The following is an 18,950-nucleotide window of genomic DNA, read 5'->3' on the forward strand; positions in this document are numbered from 1 at the left end:
GCAGATGTAAGTAGAATAACTGATTTGACCTATATTGGTTGTCTACCACAAAAAAAGGCCCGCAGATAACCGCGGGCCTTTGGGCTTAGAGTAGCCTGCTATTCCAACGTTTTGCTAGGCCTCAACTGAGAGATTAGTAGCCGCCGCCAGGTGTTTCCACTGCTGCATCTGCTGTTGCACCGCTGCTATTTTGTAGTCAGCCATTTGATAAGCGTCTTCGCCTAGGAAAACGTGCACGGGCTGCTCAGGCGCCTCGCTCAGCTCGCGTAGTACGGCAGCGGCTTTTTCCGGGTCGCCGGGCTGGTTGCCGTTGATTTGCTGCTCGTGCTGCTGCTGGGAGTCGCGCACAGCTTGGTAGGCGGCTAGTGGCTGCCGGGGCGTGCCCAACGAGCCGGCGGTTAGAAAATCGGTGCGGAAATAGCCGGGGTAGACCACGCTGGCCTGCACGCCAAACTCCCGTACCTCCGCCGCGTACGACTCGGTGAGACCCGCTACGGCAAACTTGGTGGCGCAGTAGATGCCCCAACCGGGAAAGTCACCCATAAAGCCGCCTACTGAGGAAATGTTGAACACGCGCCCCGCGCCCTGCTGGCGAAGATGGGGGGTAGCGTGCCGCAGCACATGCAGCAGCCCAAACACGTTCACATCGAAATTGCGGTGGGCTTCTTCGTCCGAGAGTTCTTCCAGCGCGCCTACTTGGCCGTAGCCAGCATTGTTCACGACCACATCTAGGCGGCCAAACGTCTTTACAGTCTGCTCGATGGCCTCGCGCACGCTGGCCTCGTTGCCCAGATCCATGTGCAGGGGTAGGAACCGCCCTTCGCTAGGCGGCACGTTCTGTTGGAGTTCGGTCAGATTGCGGGAGGTGGCTGCCACCGCATAGCCGCGGGCCAGCAGGTGCTGCACCAAGGTCAGGCCCAGGCCCTTCGAGGCGCCGGTCACAAACCAAATGTTTTTGTTTTGCTGAGAAGTCATGTGTATGAAGCGTTTCGTTGTAAGACAATGAGTCACTAAGGGCTAGACTTCCGAATAGATAAAGCATGCAAGCAGTAGGTGAGGGGTGAGGGAGGGTAGGCCAGCGGGCTACTCTGATAAAGACGCACCAAGCAGCAGTTTACCGTATCGGAAACCAGAAAACCATGTTTTTTTAACCTGGGGCTGGCTACTGTGCGAAGTCAGTGGAGACGGTTACGGTTTTCCAGGTCTCTGTTTCCTGCAAGCGGCCTTGCAGCTGCTGGGTGGCGCGGCGGAAAGCATCCTGCCCTAATAGCAGGTGCACGGGCGGGGTAGGCTCGGCAGCTAGTTGCTCGATGGCTACCGCGGCCTTTGCTGGGTCGCCGGCCTGGCTGCCGTTCAGAGCTAGGTAGCGGGCGTGCGTATCGCGCACGGTTTGGTAAGCTGCAAGGGGCTGTGCGGCAAAAACCAGCGACTCGGGCGTGAGAAAATTGGTGCGAAAACCACCGGGCTCAACGGCCGTCACCCGAATGCCGAACGAAGCTACGTCTTGGGCCAACCCTTCCGACATAGCACTCACGGCCGCTTTGGTAGCCGAATACACCGACCAGCCCGCAGTGCCGGCCAGCGCCGCAATCGACGAAATGTTGATGATGTGCCCGGCGTGAGCGGCGCGCATGTGCGGCAGCGCGTGCCGAATAACGCGCAACACCCCGAACACATTTACCTCAAACGACTGGCGGGTTTCGGCGTCGGTGAGTTCTTCCACGCTGCCTCCAATCCCGTAGCCAGCATTATTTACTACCACATCCAAGCGGCCAAACGTATTGATTGTCTGTTCGATGGCCTCCTGTACGCTGACCTCGCTGCTGAGGTCCATGTGCAAGGGTAGGAAAGCTTTGGAAGCAGGGCCAAGAAGCTCAACAAGGGCAGCAGGGTGGCGTGAGGTAGCCGCTACGCGGTGGCCCGCTTGCAGCAGATGCTGCACCAGCGCCAGCCCCAGGCCCTGCGAGGCACCCGTAACAAACCAGATTTTAGAGTTGCTCATAGTTGCGTGTTTGGTACACTGCAAAAGTAGAGCGAGGTAGGGGCGGGGGGCTTACCCGGTTCAAACCAATGCTTGCGAAAATCAAACAACGCGCACGGCGGTAGGCGTGGTGCCGGCTCGCTTGCGGAAGAAGTTGTTGAAATGAGCCGGTTCTTCAAAGCCCAGGCAGTAGCTGATTTCGGCCACGTTCCAAGCCGTGTGCCGGAGCAGGGCGTGGGCTTCTTGCAGGAGGCGGTCGGCAATGAGCTGGGTGGTGGTCTTGCCGGTTACTTCCTTCAGAGCGCGGTTGAGGTGGTTAACGTGCACCGCCAGCTGCCCGGCAAAGGCGTGGGCATTGCGCAGGCGCACCTGCTGGCCCGGCGTTTCGATAGGGAACTGCCGCTCCAGCAGCTCTGTGAACAGCGAAGCAATGCGCATAGCCGCGTTGCTCTCCTTATAGAGAGTAGTAGCGGGCTGCAACTTAAGGGCACTGTGCACCAGCTCAAACACGTAGTTGCGCAACAGGTCGTATTTAAAGGCGTAGTCAGAATCCAACTCTGCTGCCATCTTCTTGAATAGCTGCGTGACGCCAGGTAGCTGCTCATCGGTGAGTGAGTACAACGGCTGCCCGCCGGGCTTGAACATGGGCAGCTCCAACGCTCCCGCTACCAGATAGCGCTGCAAAAAGGCCTCCGTGAAAATGCAGAAGAACCCGGATTGCTGGTCGTCCAGGGGCTCCCAGTCGTAGGGTACCAGCGGGTTGGCAAACAGCAGCGCGTTGCCTCTGATTTCGATGGTCTTGTCGGCGAAGTGGTAGTTGCTGCGGCCCGTGACGAGCGTAATCTTATAGAAATCCTTGCGGCTATAGGGCAAGTGGCAGGCGTTGGGCCCCACAAAATCATCGAGCCGAAACACGTTGAAGTGACCAATATCTTGCTTCAGGTTATCGGGCAGCCAGTGTATTTTCTGCTGGTAGAAATCTTCGAGGCTTAGAGGCTTTTGCATAGACAAACCTACGTAAATCAAACAGAGAGGTCTAAAGTACGCGGACTCTGTGTGCATAGCTCAGCCATAACGCAGCGCCAGGTAGCGCGTAGGGTAGGGAAGTATGTACCCCCACCTTATGAAAGCAAATCGAGTCTGCTACCCCGGCTACGCCTTGTTGCTGAGTGTATGCATATCTGCCTGCGGCGACCAGAACACCCGCTCGCCGGTGCAGGCGCCCGGCGCCAAAAAATCAACCAAAACCGAGGTGCTGGAAGCCGGCGCCGACGTATTGCAGGGCAAAGAGCCACTGCGCAATATGAACATCTACCTCGATGGGTTTCACTTCTACAGTGGGGCTATGCAGGCGCAAATGGAGGCGCATCACTTCTGCACCAAGCTGAACGAAGACGTGATTCAGGCTGTGATTTTTGATGGGAATGCTGCCGATGCCAAGATTATGGGCGTGGAATACATTATATCGCGGCGCTTGTTTGAAAAGCTGCCCACCGAGGAAAAAAAGCTTTGGCACAGCCACCGCTACGAGGTGAAATCGGGGACGCTGGTGGCGCCGGGCCTACCCAATGTGGCCGAGCACGAGCTGATGGAGCAGGTGGTGAGCACCTACGGCAAAACCATCCACACCTGGCACACCGACCGCGACAAGGAGCTGCCATTGGGTGGGCCACTACTGATGATGGGCTTCACGCAGGACGGGCAGATTGACACGGCCATGGTAGGCCAGCGCGACCGGCGCATGCAAATTTCGACGGCCGAAAAGCGCCGCCAGCGGGCCGACATTGCCGCGCCCGACGTGCTATCCGGTGCCGATGCCTGGCAGCAAGGCCAAGTACGACAGTTTGAGGTGACGCAACGGGCCAACGCGGCGCACCAACATTAAGTGGCTGCTGCAGGTTGGGTGAATCTAGCTGCACCGCTAAGAAGCGGTTTCAGGTCTCAAGCACGGTGTAGAGACGCATACTTGCGTCTCGTCGTAGGGCGATTTGGGCGGCGAACGTTCAACGATAAGACGCAAGTATGCGTCTCTACACCGTGCAGTAGTTAACCCAAAAAGCTTCTTCCTATCTGACTGCTATGCCTACCCCTATCCCAAAGAAAATTCTGGCCCGCCAGCACGAAATAACCGCCGACTTCACCCGTCTCGTGCACGCCCACGTCGAGGATTTGGCGGCAGGCAGGGCTACGGAAGCGCTTGAAATCCGGGATTTTGCCGGGCAGCTGTGCATTCACCCCACCCACCTCAGCAACACGCTCAAGCACACCACTGGCGAGGCACCCTGCGCTATTTATGAGCGCAAGCTGGTAGCAGTGTCCAAGGAATTGCTGGCCGATGCGGGCCGGTCGGTGGCCGATGTGGCGGCCCAGCTCACCTACGACCCATCCAACTTCACCAAGTTTTTCAAGCGCTTTGTGGGCTGCACACCCCGGCAGTACCGCGAGGAGTTGTGGGCAAAGGAGCGGGTAGGAGATTCGGAAACGGTTACCAGTTAATCTGAACTACTCACCAGAGCAGAGCGCCGGCCTACCCCGACTTTTGCAGTGTCATTCACCTAACGCACTATTTTCTATGAGCACCCCCAACATAGCCCTCGTAACGGGCGGCAGCCGCGGTCTGGGCAAAGACATGGCCCTAAACCTGGCCCAGAAAGGCCTGGACGTACTGTTGACCTACCACAGCAAACGCGAAGAAGCCGAAGCCGTGGTAGCCGAAATTAAAAGTCAGGGCCGCAAAGCTGCTGCTCTGCAACTCGACGCTTCTGCGGTGGGCAGCTTCGATGGTTTTTTCGAGCAGGTGAAAAGCGCGCTGAGCAGCACCTTTGGTGCCGAGCGGTTCGATTTCCTGATCAACAACGCCGGCACGGGCCTCTATCAGCCCTACCCAGAGGTGACGGAGCAGCAGTTTGATGACATGCTGAACATCCACTTTAAAGGCCCGTTCTTTCTCACGCAGAAGGCTTTGCCACTGATGAACGATGGGGGCGGTATCATTAATATCTCCTCGGGCCTAACGCGCATCATCTACCCCAACTCCGCTACCTACGCCAGCATGAAGGCAGCCACCGAAACCCTCACCAAATACCAGGCAAAGGAGCTGGCCAGTCGCCGCATCCGCGCCAACGTGGTGGCCCCCGGTGCTATCGAAACTGACTTTGGCGGCGGCCGCACCCGCGATAACAAAGAAGTTAACGCCCACATTGCCAGCCTTACGGCCATGGGCCGCGTGGGTCTACCCACCGATATTGGGCCGGTAGTGGCTTTCTTGTGCACCCCCGAAGCCGCCTGGATTGACGCCCAGCGCATTGAGGTAAGCGGCGGCCAGGCCATCTAGAACCACGGATTTTTGCGGATTCTGCGGATTAGTCGGATTTTGTGGACGATTGTCGTTTGCACTATGCTTCGTCCGAACACGAAAAAGGCTTGCCAGTTGGCAAGCCTTTTTGCTTTACAGCGGGATTATACACGATGCAGACGACAATCGTCCACAAAATTCGACTAATCCGAAAAATCCGCAGAAATCCGTGATTAGGGGCGAATCAGAGGGCGGGCGGGGTTCCAGATCCCCCACGGAATCATGATGAGGACTAGCACCAGCGAGATGGTGAACCAGATAAACGCGGTTTTGTGCTTGAGCACGGCGTCGTTGATTTTTTTGGATTTGCTGCGGCCAATCTGCGCGAAAGCCCAGGCCAGAATCATGGCTGTGATGTGCTCTACCCCCCAGAAGCGGGCTTGTGGGTCTTTCATGGCCGCGCCTCCCATCGCCTTCATCATCGACAGGCCCACGGGGCTCAGCACAAAGTACAGCAACAGGCCCAGCAACAATTGCAGGTGCATAGAGCCCACAAAGGCGGCGTCCATGCCGTTGTCGGCGCTGGTGAAGGGCTTGCGGCCCTGCCAGCCGCCAAAGGCGCGGAAGATGGCAATGAGTCCGAAAATAAGGACGAGCCAGCGCGTCCAGTTGTGCAGCAGTAGTACGACGGAGTAGAGTGTCATCAGGTAGTGGGAGTGGTTGAGCGGCAAAGGTCGGGCGCGAGGCGCAAAATGCCGCGCCCTACCCTCAGAAATTTACTAACGCGGCACGGGCGCCTCAAACACAGGAGAAGGTTCATCGAGCTTATGCCCTTCAAACTTGAATACGTTTTCGCGTACAAACTGCTCGCCCTCCTGCCGCAGAATGGCCAGGTTGTTTATGCTGATTTTCAGATTGAACGTTTGTTCGTTGAGGTATTGTAGCACGGGGCCCAGCAGCTCGGGAGTGGTATCGTGCAGCGCCAGCGAAATGTGTGGTAGCCAGCAGTCGGGGGCGCTGTATTTATCGGTTTGCAGGCACAGGGGCGCGGTGGCCCGCAGAATGCGCTTGTGCAGGGCATTCAACTCATCGGAACGCAGCACCGGAATATAAATCACCGGGTTGGGGCCCGGAAACACGCCCAGGCCCGTGGTGAAGGCTGGAAATGAATGCGTGGTACGGGCTACGTCCTGCAACACTTCCTTCAGGGCCGACAGCTGGCGCACACCGGCCAGCTGGTAGGTGATATGCGGGTCGGGGGTTGCCTGCACATCATCAAGGCCAAACTTTTCCTCCAGGCTTTTGATAATCTTGTTGATATGCGCCGCGTATTTGGGGCTGAGCAGCGAAGTAATGGCAAGCATGCACGAATGATATAGAAGGCGAAAAAGGTAGGCTACGACCAGCAAGATAGGGCCAGAAGCAAAACCGGACAATTGTCTGAGAGTACGTATGCGCCGTAGAAGCAGCTAAAAAAACGAAAGGCCCGACAACCGTCACGGCTTAGTTATACGTTACAAAGGCATTCTTTATTTTTCATTATTTCGTGTTGTCAGCTTCTTCCGCACCGGTTGTTACTCCTCCTGCATCGCCTACCCGGCGGTGGTGGCATTGGGTGATGCTGGGGCTGGTAGCGTTGAGCGGTGTCATGCTGCTGGCTTTGCTGGCCCTCGACCCCTGGCTGCGGCAATACCTGGAAAAGCAGGTGGCTGAAAGCTCGCACGGCCGCTACCAGTTGCACGTTGGGCAGCTGCAGACCAGCCTGTGGCACCAGAGCGTGCACGTGCGCGGTGTACGGCTGCGCACAGTAGGCCCAGCCACCGACACCGCTGCGCTACCTCCCGTGCAGCTCGAGCTGGGCCACGCCCGCCTCACGGGGGTAGGGCTGTGGCAGCTAGTGCAACGCGGCCCCGTGCCTATTGATAGCCTGGTGCTTGACTCGTTGCATATTCGTTTGCTGGGGAAATTACCCACGGCGAAGCAGCCACAGCCACTCTACCAGCGCCTACCCCTGCACCTGCAAGGAATACGCCTGAAGTACCTAGCGCTTCGCCACGTGCAGGCCGCCTACCAGCCTGCGCCACAAGCGCGTGTAGCCTGGAAGCAAGCAAGCTTTTCGGCGCAGGATATACTACTCAGCGCCGCCGGTGCCGCCGACTCGCAACGGATAGGCTACGCTGCCGCCATGACTGCACAGATACAACACGTGGCTGCCGCGGCCGCGCAGCACCGCCTGGCACTGCGTAGCGTGCGGTTTGTATCCCGGCCGGGTACGTTAGTGGTCGATTCGGTGGCAGTGCGGCCGCAGCAGCCGTTGAGTGAGGTGCGCAGCCGCAATGCTCGCATTTCGCTGCACCTGCCGCGGCTGCTGCTCACGGGCTTGCGCACGGCAGCACTGGCACGCCACCAGTTTTGGGCCGATACGCTGTTAGTGCTGGCCTGCGACCTGGACATGACGGCTCCGCGGGTGCCGCCGCCGCCCATCCACCGGCTGCTGGCGCCGTGGCTCAGCCGGGTGCAGCTGGAGCATCTGTTGCTGGCCAATGCCTCGGCGCGCATTCGGGGGCTGGAGCAGCAGCCCCGGTCGCAACGTATTGCGGTGCAGGGCAGCCAATTGCGAATCGATTCGGTGGGGGCACAGGACCAGCGGCGGGTACTGTATGCCCAGCAGTGGGACGTGCGCACCGGTGTAGTTATGGCCCGCCTCGACCCACCGTTTTACCAGCTGGCTTGCCAAAGTGCACATCTAGCCACACGCGGCGGGCTATTGGAAATCAATAATATCCGGCTTCGGCCTTTAGTGTCGGTGGCGGAGCTTTCGCGCAGGAAGCACCACCAGGCGCCCCACGTCACGCTGCTCATCCGGCAGCTGCGCGCTACGGCTATTCAGTACGCAGCCCTCGTGCACCAGCACCGTCTGGCCATGCAGACGCTGGCCCTGCGGCAGCCCCGCTTGCAAACCCGCAGCGACGGTCGGTTTGCTTTAAATCCTGAGTACTCCGTAGCCACGCCCGAGGCGCTGCGCCACTTAGGCTTCATACTGGATGTGCGGCGCATCAGCGTGCAAAATGGCACGCTGTACACCATCTATCGGGCACCGCAAAACCCCAAACCCGGTGAGCTAACCATCAACCGCGTGTCGGGCACCATCGAAAACTTCTCCAACGACCCGCACCAGATGTCGGCGGCGCACCCGGCCGTAGTGCACGCCACGGCGTGGCTGCAAAACCGCTGCCGGCTGCAAGCCACGCTCAGGGCCAATCTGCTCGACCCCCAGGGGCGCCATACCATTGCGGGTACGTTCAGCGAAGGGCAGCTGTCGATGCTGAATCCGATGACGGTGCCTACCAAGCAGCTGCTTTTTCGCAGTGGGCTGGTGCATCATATCCGCTTCCGCATGCAGGCCAATCGTCAGCGGGTAACGGGACCTATGTGGGCCAGCTACTCCGCCCTCAAGCTGACCCTGCTCAGCCAAAAAGGCGGTGCCGACCACAAAACGCTCGGCTCCCGCCTAAAAACAACCCTTGTCAACGGCCTGTTTTTGCGCGACGACAACCCACGCAAAGGCAAGCTCCAGGTGGGCCGCATGACCTCCGCCCGCGACTTGCGCGTGTCGGTATTTACCCTATGGCGCCAGGGTATTGTCAGCGGTATGCTGAACAGCGCCGGCGTACCTGCCCCCCTCAGCAAAAAGCTCAGCGAGCAACAGGATAAACCGGTATTCAAGTAAGCAAGGATCAATGACTTAGGGTTGCCGATTAACTCCGGCAACAGAATGGATTTTCCTACTGCTGGGTAATAGTCTTTTAGTAGAACAATGCTTACTATTATAGCAGCAAGCGTGTATTGCTACGTTCGGTCTCTTTTTTAACTCCACAACCATTTCCTATCATGTCTGCATCTGCTCGCAACATCATTGCCTGGGTTCTACAAGGTTTGTTAGCCTTAGCTTTTATTGCTTCTGGAGCAAGAAAACTTATGGATTTACCTGGTACAGTTGGCATGTTTGGTGGTCTGGGCTTACCGGGTGCGTTGGCGTATGTTGTTGCCGCCGCCGAAGTACTGGGGGGCATAGGGTTGCTGGTGCCACGCTTTGTCCGACCCGCCGCGTTGGGGTTGAGTGTTATCATGATTGGCGCCGTTATTATGCACGCTACCAAAATTCCTGGCGGTCTGGCGGGCGGCGTGCCGGCCATTGTACTGCTGCTGTTACTACTAGTGGTACTGTGGCTGCGGCGGCCAATAACTGCCACGGTATAAATAGGCTGTTACTCGAAGCGGTCTGCCAGCAAATTTCTTTTATTAGCAGACCGCCACAAGTAAAACCGGAGTTATGTTGTTAAACCAAGGGTAGGATAGATATCAGAAATCCACTTCCTGGATCGTGAATTCGGATACGGGTGGCTGTTGGTTCGCTTGCAGCGCGTTCAGGTGGGAGTAGAGCACGTAGGTGTCGGAGCCGCGGCGGGCCAAGGTGGTAGGGTACACGGCAGGGGTAGTGAAGGTGCCGGTAGAGGTAGTGGAAACCCAGTTGTCGGACGAGGTGAGGCGGTACACGGTGCTCTGGTTGTTGGCGACGGCCTGCAAGGTGGTGTTATTGTAGAGCAGTAGGCCATCGGCCCCTTTTAGATTCACACTGGTCGTTACTTTGGTGAAAGACGTCGGGTTGTTCAGCGGCACCTTAAACAGCGCGCCTTCATCCGATTTGGCCACTAACAGGTAGCCATCCGGGTGATACACAATACCGTTGAGGCCGAACGAGCCGGGAGGGGCACTCAGCTGGGCGTTTTCGAGAAACACGGTAGGCGTACCCTGCGCATCGATTTTATAGATAATGGGCGCGAAGCTGTCCGTCACGTAGGCATTGCCCTGGCCGTCTATGGCAATATCGTTGGCGAAGTGGCCGGGGGCGTTGGGACGCAGAGCGCCCAGGTTCACGTAGGCAATACGCTGGCCGTTGTCGCGGTTGAAAATGGCCACAGCGGCCAATTTGCGTCGGGTAGCGTCGGTGGAGCGGGCCGTGTTGTAGCCGGGGTCTGATACGGCCACCAGCACGCGGTTGCGGGCGTCGTCTACGTGCATACCGATGGTAGAAACCAGCTGGGCATCCTCCGCAAAAGCGCTGTACGTGCCGTCGTCCTTCACCTGGCCCACAGTGCCGCGCGTTTGGGAGCTGACCAGAAAGCGGTTGTTGGCGGCATCGTATTGCACACCTTCGGGGTAGAGCGCCGACTGCGTGAAGGTGATGGTATCAGGCGCGTCAGGGTCGGAGTCGGAATCGTCGTTGCAGCTGGTAGCTAGCAGGCCCAGCAGCGCCAGCGAGAACAGGGGTAGGGTAGGGCGCCGGAAAGTGGTGAGAGCAGACATAGTTGGTGAGGATGAAGTGGTTGTATCCAGGCACTACGGATGAGCTACTGGGTAGGGTTATGAGCCGCGCACCTTTCGGCTGCCCAAGCCGTTTGAAGATGTGCCTACCCGTTCACTTGCTACCTTGCCCATGCCTCCTGCCAGCAACCTGCCCGCCAAACTCACCAAAGGCAACCTGCCTACCAAAATCTGTCTGACCTGCGGGCGACCCTTCGAGTACCGCAAGAAATGGCGCAACAGCTGGGATGAAGTGAAGTACTGCGGCGAGAAATGCCAGCGCAACCGCCTCAAAGCGGCCCCAGCAGTAGGGTAGAAAAGCCCGATGCGGCCCGTATCTTACGCAGAAAATACCAGCCGATGAATCGACGACTATTCCTGCGCAACGGCGGCCTGACCGGGTTGGCCCTTTCCACTTTTTCCCTACCCGCCTGCGACTCCAAGCCGCCGGCCACAAAAGATGCCGCAGCGTCTACCGCCACACCCGATGCCTTTGCACTGCACGAAGCTACCCTAAGTGACCTGCAACAGCAGCTGCAAAGCGGCCAGCGCACTGCCCGTAGCCTCGTAGAACTGTACCAGCAGCGCATCAAAGCCATCGACCAAAGCGGCCCTACCCTGCGCAGCGTGATTGAACTGAACCCCGACGCCTTGCGCCTAGCCGACCAGCTGGACCAAGAGCGCAAGGCTGGTAAGATACGCGGCCCGCTGCACGGCGTGCCGGTGCTCATCAAAGACAATATCGACACGGGCGACCAGATGCAGACCACCGCCGGCTCGCTGGCGCTGAGTGGGCACAAAGCTGCGCAAGACGCTTTTATTGTGAAGAAGCTGCGTGAGGCCGGAGCAGTGCTGCTTGGCAAAACCAACCTGAGCGAGTGGGCCAACTTTCGCTCTTCGCGCAGCACCAGCGGCTGGAGCAGCCGCGGCGGCCAGACCAAAAATCCGCACGTGCTGGATCGCACGCCCAGCGGCTCATCGTCGGGGTCGGGCGCAGCGGTATCGGCCAACTTGTGTGCCCTGGCCATTGGCACCGAAACGGATGGGTCCATCGTGTCGCCGTCGTCGTGCAGCGGGGTAGTGGGCATCAAGCCCACGGTAGGGATGTGGAGCCGCGCAGGCATCATTCCCATCTCGGCCACCCAGGATACGGCCGGCCCCATGGCCCGCACCGTGCGCGATGCCGCTATGCTGCTGGGCGCCCTGGCTGGCCCCGATGCCCAAGACGCCGCTACCCAGGCCAGCGCCGGCAAACTACACGCCGATTACACCAAGTTTCTGGACGCTAACGGCTTGCAAGGCAAGCGCCTGGGGGTAGAAAAAGCGCATCTCACCGGCAACAACGACGCCGTGCCGCTTTTTCGGCAGGCGGTGGGGCTATTGAAGGCGCAGGGTGCCACGGTAGTGGAAATCGACTTGCTAAAGGAAGTGGAACCGCTTGGTGGCGCTGAGTTCGACGTGCTGCTCTACGAGTTCAAAGACGGCGTGAACAAGTACTTGGCCACAGCCAACGCCCCGGTGAAAACGCTGGCGGACGTTATGGCCTACAACACCCAGCACGCCGATAAGGCCATGCCGTTTTTCCAGCAGGAAATCCTGGAGCAAGCCGAGAAAACCGACGGCCTCGGCAGCGCCAAGTACCAGGCCGCCCTGCGCAAGTCGCACGAGGGTGCCCGCCGTGCCCTCGATACTGCCCTACAAACCCATAAGCTCGACGCCATTGTAGGCATCACCAACGCCCCCGCGCCCTGCATCGACCTCGTAAATGGTGACTACTGGCCCGGTCCTGGCTTCTCGTCGCCGGCCGCCATGGCCGGCTACCCCCACATTACGGTGCCCATGGGCCAGGCGCATGGGTTGCCGGTGGGCCTGTCGTTTGTGGCCGGGGCGTGGCAGGAGGCGGCGCTGTTGCCGCTAGCCTATGCCTACGAGCAAGCCAGCAGGCAGCGTAAGGCGCCGCAGTTTCGGGGGGCGCTGGCAGGGTAGGAAGACAAGCTGGTGACGAGTTGGGCCGGTGTTTGCACGTATTCTGGCAAGCCTATGTTATAGTTAAGTGAATATGTGGCTCTTACACTTACTTTTTGAGCTTAACCCGGTTCCTGTTAGAACCTATGCTTCACTCCAACCGACTTTTCATCATGACATCTATAGCAACTTTCCCAACCCACGCGGCCCCGGCTACTCACCAAACGCACGAGCTGAAAATCTGGCCTTCCTGCTTCTCGGCTGTAGAAGCCCACACCAAACCCTTCGACGTCCGCCAGAACGACCGAAACTTTGAGGTAGGCGATGCGGTGCTGCTGCGCGAGTTTGAGCCCGAAAGCGAGCAGTACACTGGCCGCGTCCTCACCCGCTGGATCAGCTATGTGCTGCACGGCGGTGCCTTTGGGGTAGAAGCCGGCTGGTGCGTGCTGGGCTTTGCCGAGCATCCGCCCCTGCCACCCGGCATCACCAATACCAGCTTGTGGTAATATTTCATTGCACTTACAAAAATGGCCCTGGCGAATTGTTAGGGCCATTTTTTGTAAGCGCGCTGTTCAAATATGCCAAAGCGTCACGCAAGCTGCTTCTCCAGCACTAACAGTATCAATGGCTTGCGCGGCACCCCAAAGCGGGTATCTGTAGGGAAATGCTCAGTGGCTCCTGTGCGCCGGTAGCCGTGACGCTCGTACCAAGCCAGCAGCTCGGTTCGGTCGCTGATGACGGTAATTTTCACTTGGTGGCAGCCGTGTTGGCGGGCGTGTTGCTCGGCGGCTTGCAACAGTTGCCTCCCTACCCCCTGCGCCTGCAATGTGGGCTGTACCGAGAGCATGCCCAGGTACAGGCGTGGCATCTGTATTTGTAGGTAGGCGCACGCTATCAACACACCAGTTGCGTCGCGGGCCGTGAGAATAGTAGCGCCGGGTGTTGCCAGCAGTTGGCGCAGCTCGGCCGCGTCGATGCGGGTGCCGTCGAGCAGGTCGGCCTCCGTGGTCCAGCCCTGGCGCGAGGCGTCGCCGCGATAGGCTTGATTCACGAGGTGTTCTAACTCGGGAATATCGGTAGGGGTAGCGGGAACGAAAGAAAGGGTAGGGGCCATGGCAGCGAAAATACGGTGCTGGACGCTAAGGATAGTCTAGCAGTCAGTGGCTATGGGGTGTTTGAAGAAGTGTAATTGAAAGGTTGGTTAAGTCATGTTAAGCGGAGCGAGGTTGAAGCATCTCTACCGCTTCAATTCCACTCCGTTGCGCCCGGTATGACAGAGGTACTGTCAGCAGCTTATACACTAGCACGCAGAGTTCCTTACCTTTGCAGCTTACAGCAAAGTAGGAAATGATTTCCATCAACGACTTAGACTTTCACTTCGGCTCGCGCACGCTCTACGACGGGGCCAACCTCCACATTAAGCCCAAAGACAAAATCGGCCTGATTGGGCTGAACGGGCAGGGTAAATCGACGCTGCTGCGCATCCTGGTAGGCGAGTATAAGCCCGACGGCGGCAGCATTAGCATGGGTAAGGATGTGACGCTGGGCTTCCTGAACCAGGATTTGCTAAGCTACGACTCGCACGAGCCTATCCTCATCGTGGCCATGCAGGCCTTTGGCGAGGCGCTGGACCTGCAGAAGCAAATCGACGAGACGCTACTGGAGTTCGAAACCAACTACACCGACGACCTGGTAGACAAGCTGGCCGATTTGCAGGAGCGCTTCGAGGCGCTGGGCGGCTACACCATGCAGGCCCGCACCGAAGAGATTTTGGAAGGCCTGGGCTTCACGACCGAGGAGCTGCAAAAGCCCTTGAAGCTGTTTTCGGGGGGCTGGCGCATGCGTGTGATGCTGGCGAAAATCCTGCTGCAACAACCCTCCCTGCTGCTGCTCGACGAACCCACCAACCACTTGGACCTACCCTCTATTAAGTGGATTGAGAACTACCTGGCTGGCTACGAAGGCGCCGTGATTATCGTGAGTCACGACCGCGAGTTTTTGGACCGCACCACCAACACCACTGTGGAGGTGACGGGCGGGAAGCTGGTGCCCTACGCTGGCAACTACTCCTACTACATGGTAGAAAAGGAGGAGCGCAACGAGATTCAGAAGGGGGCGTTTGAAAACCAGCAGGCCGCCATCCGGCAGGCCGAGCGCTTTATCGAGCGCTTCAAAGCCAAAGCCAGCAAGGCTAAGCAGGCCCAAAGCCGCCAAAAAGCCTTGGACAAGATGGACCGCATCGAGGACGTAGCGCCCGAGGCGGCCAAGGTGAACTTCTCGTTCCGGTTTTCGGTGCAGCCTGGCCGCCACATCCTGCGCATGGAGCACGTGACCAAAAAGTACGACCAGAAAACCATCTTCCGCGACACCAACGTGCACATCGAGCGCGGCGACAAAATTGCGCTGATTGGCGCCAACGGTAAGGGCAAGTCTACCCTGATGCGCCTGGTGGCCGGCACCGAGGCCCCCACGGCTGGCAACCACCAGCTGGGCCACAACGTGATTATGGCCTTCTACGCCCAGCACCAACTGGAAAGCCTGCGCATTGAAAACGAGATTTTGCAGGAGATGATTGAGGCCGGCTCCAAGCGCAACGAAATGGAATTGCGCACCGTGCTGGGCTCCTTCCTGTTCACCGGCGACCAGGTGTTCAAGAAAATCAAGGTGCTGAGTGGTGGCGAGAAAAGTCGCGTGGCCCTAGCCAAAACCCTGATTTCGGAAGCCAACTTCCTGCTGCTCGACGAACCGACCAACCACCTGGACATGCAGTCGGTGAACATCCTAATTCAGGCCCTGGACCAGTTTGAGGGTACGTTCATCGTCATCAGCCACGACCGTTTCTTTGTGGAGAACGTGGCGACCAAAATCTGGTACATCGAGGATTACCAGCTGAAAGAGTACCCCGGCACCTACGCCGAGTACGAGCAGTGGCAGGAAGACCGCGAGAAGGAAGCCAAGAAAAACGGCCTACCCTCGCCCTCGGCCCCCAAGCCCCTACCCAAAGAGGAGAAGAAGGCCGACGCTTCCCCCGCCAAAACCCCCTCCCCCGACCAGAAAAAAGCTCTAAAAGAGTTGGCTGAGGTAGAGAAGAAGATTGATGAGCGGGAAAAGGAACTGGCCCAATACGAAGCCCAACTCGCCGACCCGCAGATTTACCAAAACGCGGCCCAACTGAAAGACGCTACTCTCAAATTTGAGCAGGTGAAAAAAGAGCTGGCCCAGCTGAATGACCGTTGGGAAATGCTAGCGGAAATGTAGTGTAGTTACTGGCATGCAAAAAGCCCCGCCGGAAGCTCTGTGCTTCGGGCGGGGCTTTTTGGTTTTATAAATGTTGATTTGACACGGGTACGCACACTCCCGAAGCGCCTACGTAGCCGCTGTTCCCGGTCGGATACTATTCTGCACTGCACTTGCCGAGGTGCTACTTCAAGTGGCACAAGTTCTCTCAGTATCTTGAGGCGGTACATAGAAGCAAACACCCTATGCCGTTTCCTACCACAACGTATCTGATGAGTACGAAATCCTACCTAGCCGTCCTGTTTGTTTTAGCTATTGGCAGTATCACCCAAAGTCAAGCGCAAGACTTCAAAAACCAAAAGGAGCTATTCTGGCGCCCGAATGCAGACAATAGCATCACTTGGGACCTGACCCGTGAAACCAGGCTTCCTCATAACGACAATATCGAACTGTCGGGCACGCAGGTTTCCGGCATCATTCGCTACGAGGTAGATAAGGCGAAGCAGGTGCACATTACCCGCGACATTCTCTTTCCGCAGCTGCGCAAATACACCAAATCGAACGAGTCGCTGTACCGCGCCTACCTACGCGATACCTACTCCGATGACCTGTTGCCCGTCCTCACACTGGCAGACAAAAAGTACGAAACCGGCGTATTAGACTCCATTAGGATCAACGGCAAAATCAGCTTTTATTTCAAGGAGCGAGACGGCCTTACCGTGGTTCGTTCGTTTTTTCCTTCGATGCAAGACCGCTGCCTGGTGGAGAAGTGGACCTTGCTCAACACTGGCAAGACGCCCCGTACGGTAGGGATTGGAGCCACCGAACTCAAGCAGGAAGAGGCAGGCTGGCACGGCACGTACCACCGCCGGGTCTTTACCGATGCCCAGCGCAACGTCACCCTACAACCCGGCAAACAGTATGACTTTGGTGTTTACTTTCTCGCAACGCTAAACGAGGAAGCGGAACCCGCCGTTTCCGTAGCCGCAATCGAACGAAGCCGCGACACGTTCCTGGATAGTATCGCTACCAATCTGCGCCTGCACTCGCCAGACCAGATTATCAATACTTTATTCTATTTCTCTAAAATTCGGGCCGCGGAAAGTATTTTCCGCTCCCGCTACGGCCTGGTCCATTCGCCGGGCGGCGGCAACTATTACGTTGGGATCTGGGCCAATGACCAGGCCGAGTACAGCGGTCCGTTCTTTCCGTATCTGGGGTATCAAACCGGCGTAGAGGCCGCCATGAACGCTTACCGGATCTTCCAGCGCAACCTGCCCAAAGACGGGGGCAAAATCTGGGCTTCGTTTGAAATGGACGTCACCTTTCCCTTTGGGGAGCGTGACCGTGGCGACGCGGCCATGATTGCCTTCGGCGCTACGCACTTTCTGCTAGCTTCCGGGGATAGGAAAAAAGCCGAGGAGCTATGGCCCCTAATCACGTGGTGCTTGGACTACTGTCATAAACGAACCACGCCGGAGGGCATTGTAGCGTCGGAAAGTGATGAGCTGGAAGGGCGTTTTCCTTCTGGCTCGGCTAATCTTGCTACCTCGTCTTTGTACTACGGGGCGTTGATTCAGGCGGCCCGGCTAGTGAAGGCCATGCAGAAGCCGGCAGCCCTTAGTACTACCTATCAACAACGGGCGCAGCGGGTAGCAACGGCTATTGAAAAGTATTTTGGGGCAGAGATGGACGGCCTGCACACGTACAAGTACTACAAAGAGAATACAACGCTACGAAGCTGGATTTGCCTACCCTTGGTGGTGGGCCTGAACCAACGCAAAGCCGGTACGTTGGATGCCTTGTTCGATAAATTGTGGTCGGCCAACGGCGTGCTGACCGAGCGCACACCAGATAACAATTCCCCGCAAGTGTTTTGGGACCGGGGAAGCCTGTATGCATTTCGAGGGGCCTTTAAAGCGGGCGCAGCGGATCGGGCCTTGGAGCGCCTGACTTCCTATTCCACCACGCGACTAACTGGTTTTCGAGTACCCTATGCCGTGGAAGCCTGGCCGGAGAATGGCATGGCGCACCTGTCGGCCGAAAGCGCTCTGTACTGCCGGATCTTCACCGAAGGCATACTCGGCCTCGAACCGACGGGGTTCAGTTCTTTCACCCTACGCCCAAACTTGCCAGCTGCGTGGGACCATCTGACTATCAGTCAGGTAAAAGCGTTTAACACGACTTTTGATGTTGACCTTCGCAGAGCAAAAGGTAAGCTTCAGGTAAAGGTTATTCAGCAGGGTAAGGTTATCCTACAGCGGGCGTTAAAGAATGATATGCTGGTGGAGGTTCGGCTAAAGTAGCCCTGTGCTTTGTGAAAGCAGTGAATAGTGCTAGTGTGCTTTATCCTTAGTATTCAGCGCCGAGAGGCATGTTCTACGACCCCAACGTGCTTACGGACTTGGAAAGTGGGGTGGCTACATACGAAAAATAGCTCGCTAACCCCTATCATTGACAGCAATGCCGCTCAACTCAAAGAGGCAATCATGAAGTTTGAGCAAGTGAAGAAGGGCCTAGACAAAACGAGCAGGTGCTGGGAGCAAGTAGTAAAGCGCGTGGAAGAGTTGGAAAGGTTGTAGAACCATTGTTGCGTTGCTCTTTAACGCAGCTGCAATAGCTGAAAAAGCCGCTGGGCAATGGGGGAGAAACGTTTTTTATTCCCTCGCCCAGCGGCTCTTTCGCCTTCAGATGCTCCTATTAAACAGGATAATTGTATAACTATAGTATGACATAATAGAATTCAATTGAAAAAATATTTTATAAAATATATGAATAGTATAATAATGTATCCTACATTTGAAGCAGTTACTGCTGCCGTTGACGTCCGGGAGCAGCAACATCTTCTCAACCATTTCATTATTCACTAACCGTTCTTCACATGAAGATTGTTACCAACGCATTGCGCTTTGCCATCACAGCCTTTCTGCTGACCCGCGCTGCCGCTCCTGCTCAAGCCAGCGATATCTTACTACCCGTACCAGTACAGGATTGCCCGCCGCCCACGCATGCTCCCATCGACGGTGGTGCTTCGGTACTGCTCGCTGGCGGCGCGGCCTACATGGTGCGTCGCATCCGGAAAAACAAATAATGTGCAGGAGTAGCTTT

General features: G+C 57.4%; 18 protein-coding genes. 11 read left to right on the forward strand and 7 right to left on the reverse strand.

Annotated features, from left to right (window positions below):
- Positions 1-114: 114 nt before the first annotated feature.
- From H8B15_RS00085 to H8B15_RS00095, 3 genes are all read right to left on the reverse strand, one after another.
- Positions 115-975 (reverse strand): SDR family oxidoreductase, encoded by an 861-nt coding sequence (locus tag H8B15_RS00085; RefSeq protein WP_187317628.1) that lies wholly within the window; start codon positions 973-975, stop codon positions 115-117.
- Between the two features lie 187 nt (positions 976-1,162).
- Positions 1,163-2,002 (reverse strand): SDR family NAD(P)-dependent oxidoreductase, encoded by an 840-nt coding sequence (locus tag H8B15_RS00090; protein ID WP_187317629.1) that lies wholly within the window; start codon positions 2,000-2,002, stop codon positions 1,163-1,165.
- A gap of 81 nt (positions 2,003-2,083) precedes the next feature.
- Positions 2,084-2,986 (reverse strand): helix-turn-helix domain-containing protein, encoded by a 903-nt coding sequence (locus H8B15_RS00095; protein WP_187317630.1) that lies wholly within the window; start codon positions 2,984-2,986, stop codon positions 2,084-2,086.
- 118 nt (positions 2,987-3,104) lie between these two features.
- On the opposite strand from H8B15_RS00095, the gene H8B15_RS00100 reads away from it, so the two are divergent.
- The 3 genes from H8B15_RS00100 (at position 3,105) to H8B15_RS00110 (ending at position 5,315) form a co-directional block, all read left to right on the forward strand.
- Positions 3,105-3,866 (forward strand): OBAP family protein, encoded by a 762-nt coding sequence (locus tag H8B15_RS00100; RefSeq protein WP_187317631.1) that lies wholly within the window; start codon positions 3,105-3,107, stop codon positions 3,864-3,866.
- A gap of 194 nt (positions 3,867-4,060) precedes the next feature.
- Complete coding sequence (locus tag H8B15_RS00105) at positions 4,061-4,477, forward strand: helix-turn-helix domain-containing protein (RefSeq protein ID WP_187317632.1); 417 nt, start codon at positions 4,061-4,063, stop codon at positions 4,475-4,477.
- Between the two features lie 76 nt (positions 4,478-4,553).
- Positions 4,554-5,315 carry an SDR family oxidoreductase gene (locus H8B15_RS00110; protein WP_187317633.1) on the forward strand — a complete coding sequence of 254 codons (762 nt, stop codon included), beginning with the start codon at positions 4,554-4,556 and terminating at the stop codon, positions 5,313-5,315.
- A 194-nt stretch (positions 5,316-5,509) separates the two neighbouring features.
- Here H8B15_RS00110 and H8B15_RS00115 read toward each other — a convergent pair whose 3' ends face one another.
- Positions 5,510-5,980: a hypothetical protein gene (locus H8B15_RS00115; RefSeq protein WP_187317634.1), complete on the reverse strand. Its 471-nt coding sequence runs from the start codon at positions 5,978-5,980 to the stop codon at positions 5,510-5,512.
- Between the two features lie 75 nt (positions 5,981-6,055).
- On the reverse strand, positions 6,056-6,640 hold the full coding sequence (locus H8B15_RS00120) for a 2'-5' RNA ligase family protein (protein ID WP_187317635.1): 585 nt from the start codon (positions 6,638-6,640) through the stop codon (positions 6,056-6,058).
- A 185-nt stretch (positions 6,641-6,825) separates the two neighbouring features.
- Between H8B15_RS00120 and H8B15_RS00125 the strand changes: the two genes are divergently transcribed.
- Together H8B15_RS00125 and H8B15_RS00130 are read left to right on the forward strand one after the other, a co-directional pair.
- Positions 6,826-9,006: a hypothetical protein gene (locus H8B15_RS00125; protein ID WP_187317636.1), complete on the forward strand. Its 2,181-nt coding sequence runs from the start codon at positions 6,826-6,828 to the stop codon at positions 9,004-9,006.
- Between the two features lie 161 nt (positions 9,007-9,167).
- On the forward strand, positions 9,168-9,536 hold the full coding sequence (locus tag H8B15_RS00130; protein ID WP_187317637.1) for a DoxX family protein: 369 nt from the start codon (positions 9,168-9,170) through the stop codon (positions 9,534-9,536).
- Positions 9,537-9,638: 102 nt separating this feature from the next.
- Here H8B15_RS00130 and H8B15_RS00135 read toward each other — a convergent pair whose 3' ends face one another.
- Positions 9,639-10,643 (reverse strand): hypothetical protein, encoded by a 1,005-nt coding sequence (locus H8B15_RS00135; RefSeq protein ID WP_187317638.1) that lies wholly within the window; start codon positions 10,641-10,643, stop codon positions 9,639-9,641.
- Between the two features lie 130 nt (positions 10,644-10,773).
- Between H8B15_RS00135 and H8B15_RS00140 the strand changes: the two genes are divergently transcribed.
- From H8B15_RS00140 to H8B15_RS00150, 3 genes are all read left to right on the forward strand, one after another.
- Positions 10,774-10,956: a DUF2256 domain-containing protein gene (locus tag H8B15_RS00140; protein WP_187317639.1), complete on the forward strand. Its 183-nt coding sequence runs from the start codon at positions 10,774-10,776 to the stop codon at positions 10,954-10,956.
- A 44-nt stretch (positions 10,957-11,000) separates the two neighbouring features.
- Positions 11,001-12,626: an amidase gene (locus tag H8B15_RS00145; RefSeq protein ID WP_187317640.1), complete on the forward strand. Its 1,626-nt coding sequence runs from the start codon at positions 11,001-11,003 to the stop codon at positions 12,624-12,626.
- A gap of 152 nt (positions 12,627-12,778) precedes the next feature.
- Positions 12,779-13,111 (forward strand): ASCH/PUA domain-containing protein, encoded by a 333-nt coding sequence (locus tag H8B15_RS00150; RefSeq protein WP_187317641.1) that lies wholly within the window; start codon positions 12,779-12,781, stop codon positions 13,109-13,111.
- A gap of 83 nt (positions 13,112-13,194) precedes the next feature.
- On the opposite strand, the gene H8B15_RS00155 is transcribed toward H8B15_RS00150, so the two are convergent.
- Positions 13,195-13,719, reverse strand: a complete 525-nt coding sequence (locus H8B15_RS00155; RefSeq protein ID WP_187317642.1) for a GNAT family N-acetyltransferase — start codon at positions 13,717-13,719, stop codon at positions 13,195-13,197.
- 233 nt (positions 13,720-13,952) lie between these two features.
- On the opposite strand from H8B15_RS00155, the gene H8B15_RS00160 reads away from it, so the two are divergent.
- The 3 genes from H8B15_RS00160 (at position 13,953) to H8B15_RS00170 (ending at position 18,933) form a co-directional block, all read left to right on the forward strand.
- Positions 13,953-15,863 carry an ABC-F family ATP-binding cassette domain-containing protein gene (locus tag H8B15_RS00160; protein ID WP_187317643.1) on the forward strand — a complete coding sequence of 637 codons (1,911 nt, stop codon included), beginning with the start codon at positions 13,953-13,955 and terminating at the stop codon, positions 15,861-15,863.
- 251 nt (positions 15,864-16,114) lie between these two features.
- On the forward strand, positions 16,115-18,148 hold the full coding sequence (locus H8B15_RS00165; RefSeq protein WP_187317644.1) for a six-hairpin glycosidase-like protein: 2,034 nt from the start codon (positions 16,115-16,117) through the stop codon (positions 18,146-18,148).
- 575 nt (positions 18,149-18,723) lie between these two features.
- Entirely contained in the window at positions 18,724-18,933 is a 210-nt protein-coding gene (locus H8B15_RS00170; protein WP_187317645.1) for a PID-CTERM protein-sorting domain-containing protein, read from the forward strand.
- The last annotated feature ends 17 nt before the right edge of the window (positions 18,934-18,950 follow it).

Source organism: Hymenobacter citatus (assembly GCF_014333615.1).
Taxonomy (GTDB): Bacteria; Bacteroidota; Bacteroidia; order Cytophagales; family Hymenobacteraceae; genus Hymenobacter; species Hymenobacter citatus.

Bases quoted from the DNA above. Each gene is read 5' to 3' on its own strand.
- H8B15_RS00140 (WP_187317639.1), top strand. From the start codon at position 10,774: ATGCCTCCTGCCAGCAACCTGCCCGCCAAACTCACCAAAGGCAACCTG.
- H8B15_RS00085 (WP_187317628.1), bottom strand. From the start codon at position 975: ATGACTTCTCAGCAAAACAAAAACATTTGGTTTGTGACCGGCGCCTCG.
- H8B15_RS00150 (WP_187317641.1), top strand. From the start codon at position 12,779: ATGACATCTATAGCAACTTTCCCAACCCACGCGGCCCCGGCTACTCAC.
- H8B15_RS00160 (WP_187317643.1), top strand. From the start codon at position 13,953: ATGATTTCCATCAACGACTTAGACTTTCACTTCGGCTCGCGCACGCTC.
- H8B15_RS00165 (WP_187317644.1), top strand. From the start codon at position 16,115: ATGAGTACGAAATCCTACCTAGCCGTCCTGTTTGTTTTAGCTATTGGC.
- H8B15_RS00135 (WP_187317638.1), bottom strand. From the start codon at position 10,643: ATGTCTGCTCTCACCACTTTCCGGCGCCCTACCCTACCCCTGTTCTCG.
- H8B15_RS00130 (WP_187317637.1), top strand. From the start codon at position 9,168: ATGTCTGCATCTGCTCGCAACATCATTGCCTGGGTTCTACAAGGTTTG.
- H8B15_RS00115 (WP_187317634.1), bottom strand. From the start codon at position 5,980: ATGACACTCTACTCCGTCGTACTACTGCTGCACAACTGGACGCGCTGG.
- H8B15_RS00090 (WP_187317629.1), bottom strand. From the start codon at position 2,002: ATGAGCAACTCTAAAATCTGGTTTGTTACGGGTGCCTCGCAGGGCCTG.
- H8B15_RS00120 (WP_187317635.1), bottom strand. From the start codon at position 6,640: ATGCTTGCCATTACTTCGCTGCTCAGCCCCAAATACGCGGCGCATATC.
- H8B15_RS00145 (WP_187317640.1), top strand. From the start codon at position 11,001: ATGAATCGACGACTATTCCTGCGCAACGGCGGCCTGACCGGGTTGGCC.
- H8B15_RS00110 (WP_187317633.1), top strand. From the start codon at position 4,554: ATGAGCACCCCCAACATAGCCCTCGTAACGGGCGGCAGCCGCGGTCTG.
- H8B15_RS00105 (WP_187317632.1), top strand. From the start codon at position 4,061: ATGCCTACCCCTATCCCAAAGAAAATTCTGGCCCGCCAGCACGAAATA.
- H8B15_RS00095 (WP_187317630.1), bottom strand. From the start codon at position 2,986: ATGCAAAAGCCTCTAAGCCTCGAAGATTTCTACCAGCAGAAAATACAC.
- H8B15_RS00100 (WP_187317631.1), top strand. From the start codon at position 3,105: ATGAAAGCAAATCGAGTCTGCTACCCCGGCTACGCCTTGTTGCTGAGT.
- H8B15_RS00155 (WP_187317642.1), bottom strand. From the start codon at position 13,719: ATGGCCCCTACCCTTTCTTTCGTTCCCGCTACCCCTACCGATATTCCC.
- H8B15_RS00170 (WP_187317645.1), top strand. From the start codon at position 18,724: ATGAAGATTGTTACCAACGCATTGCGCTTTGCCATCACAGCCTTTCTG.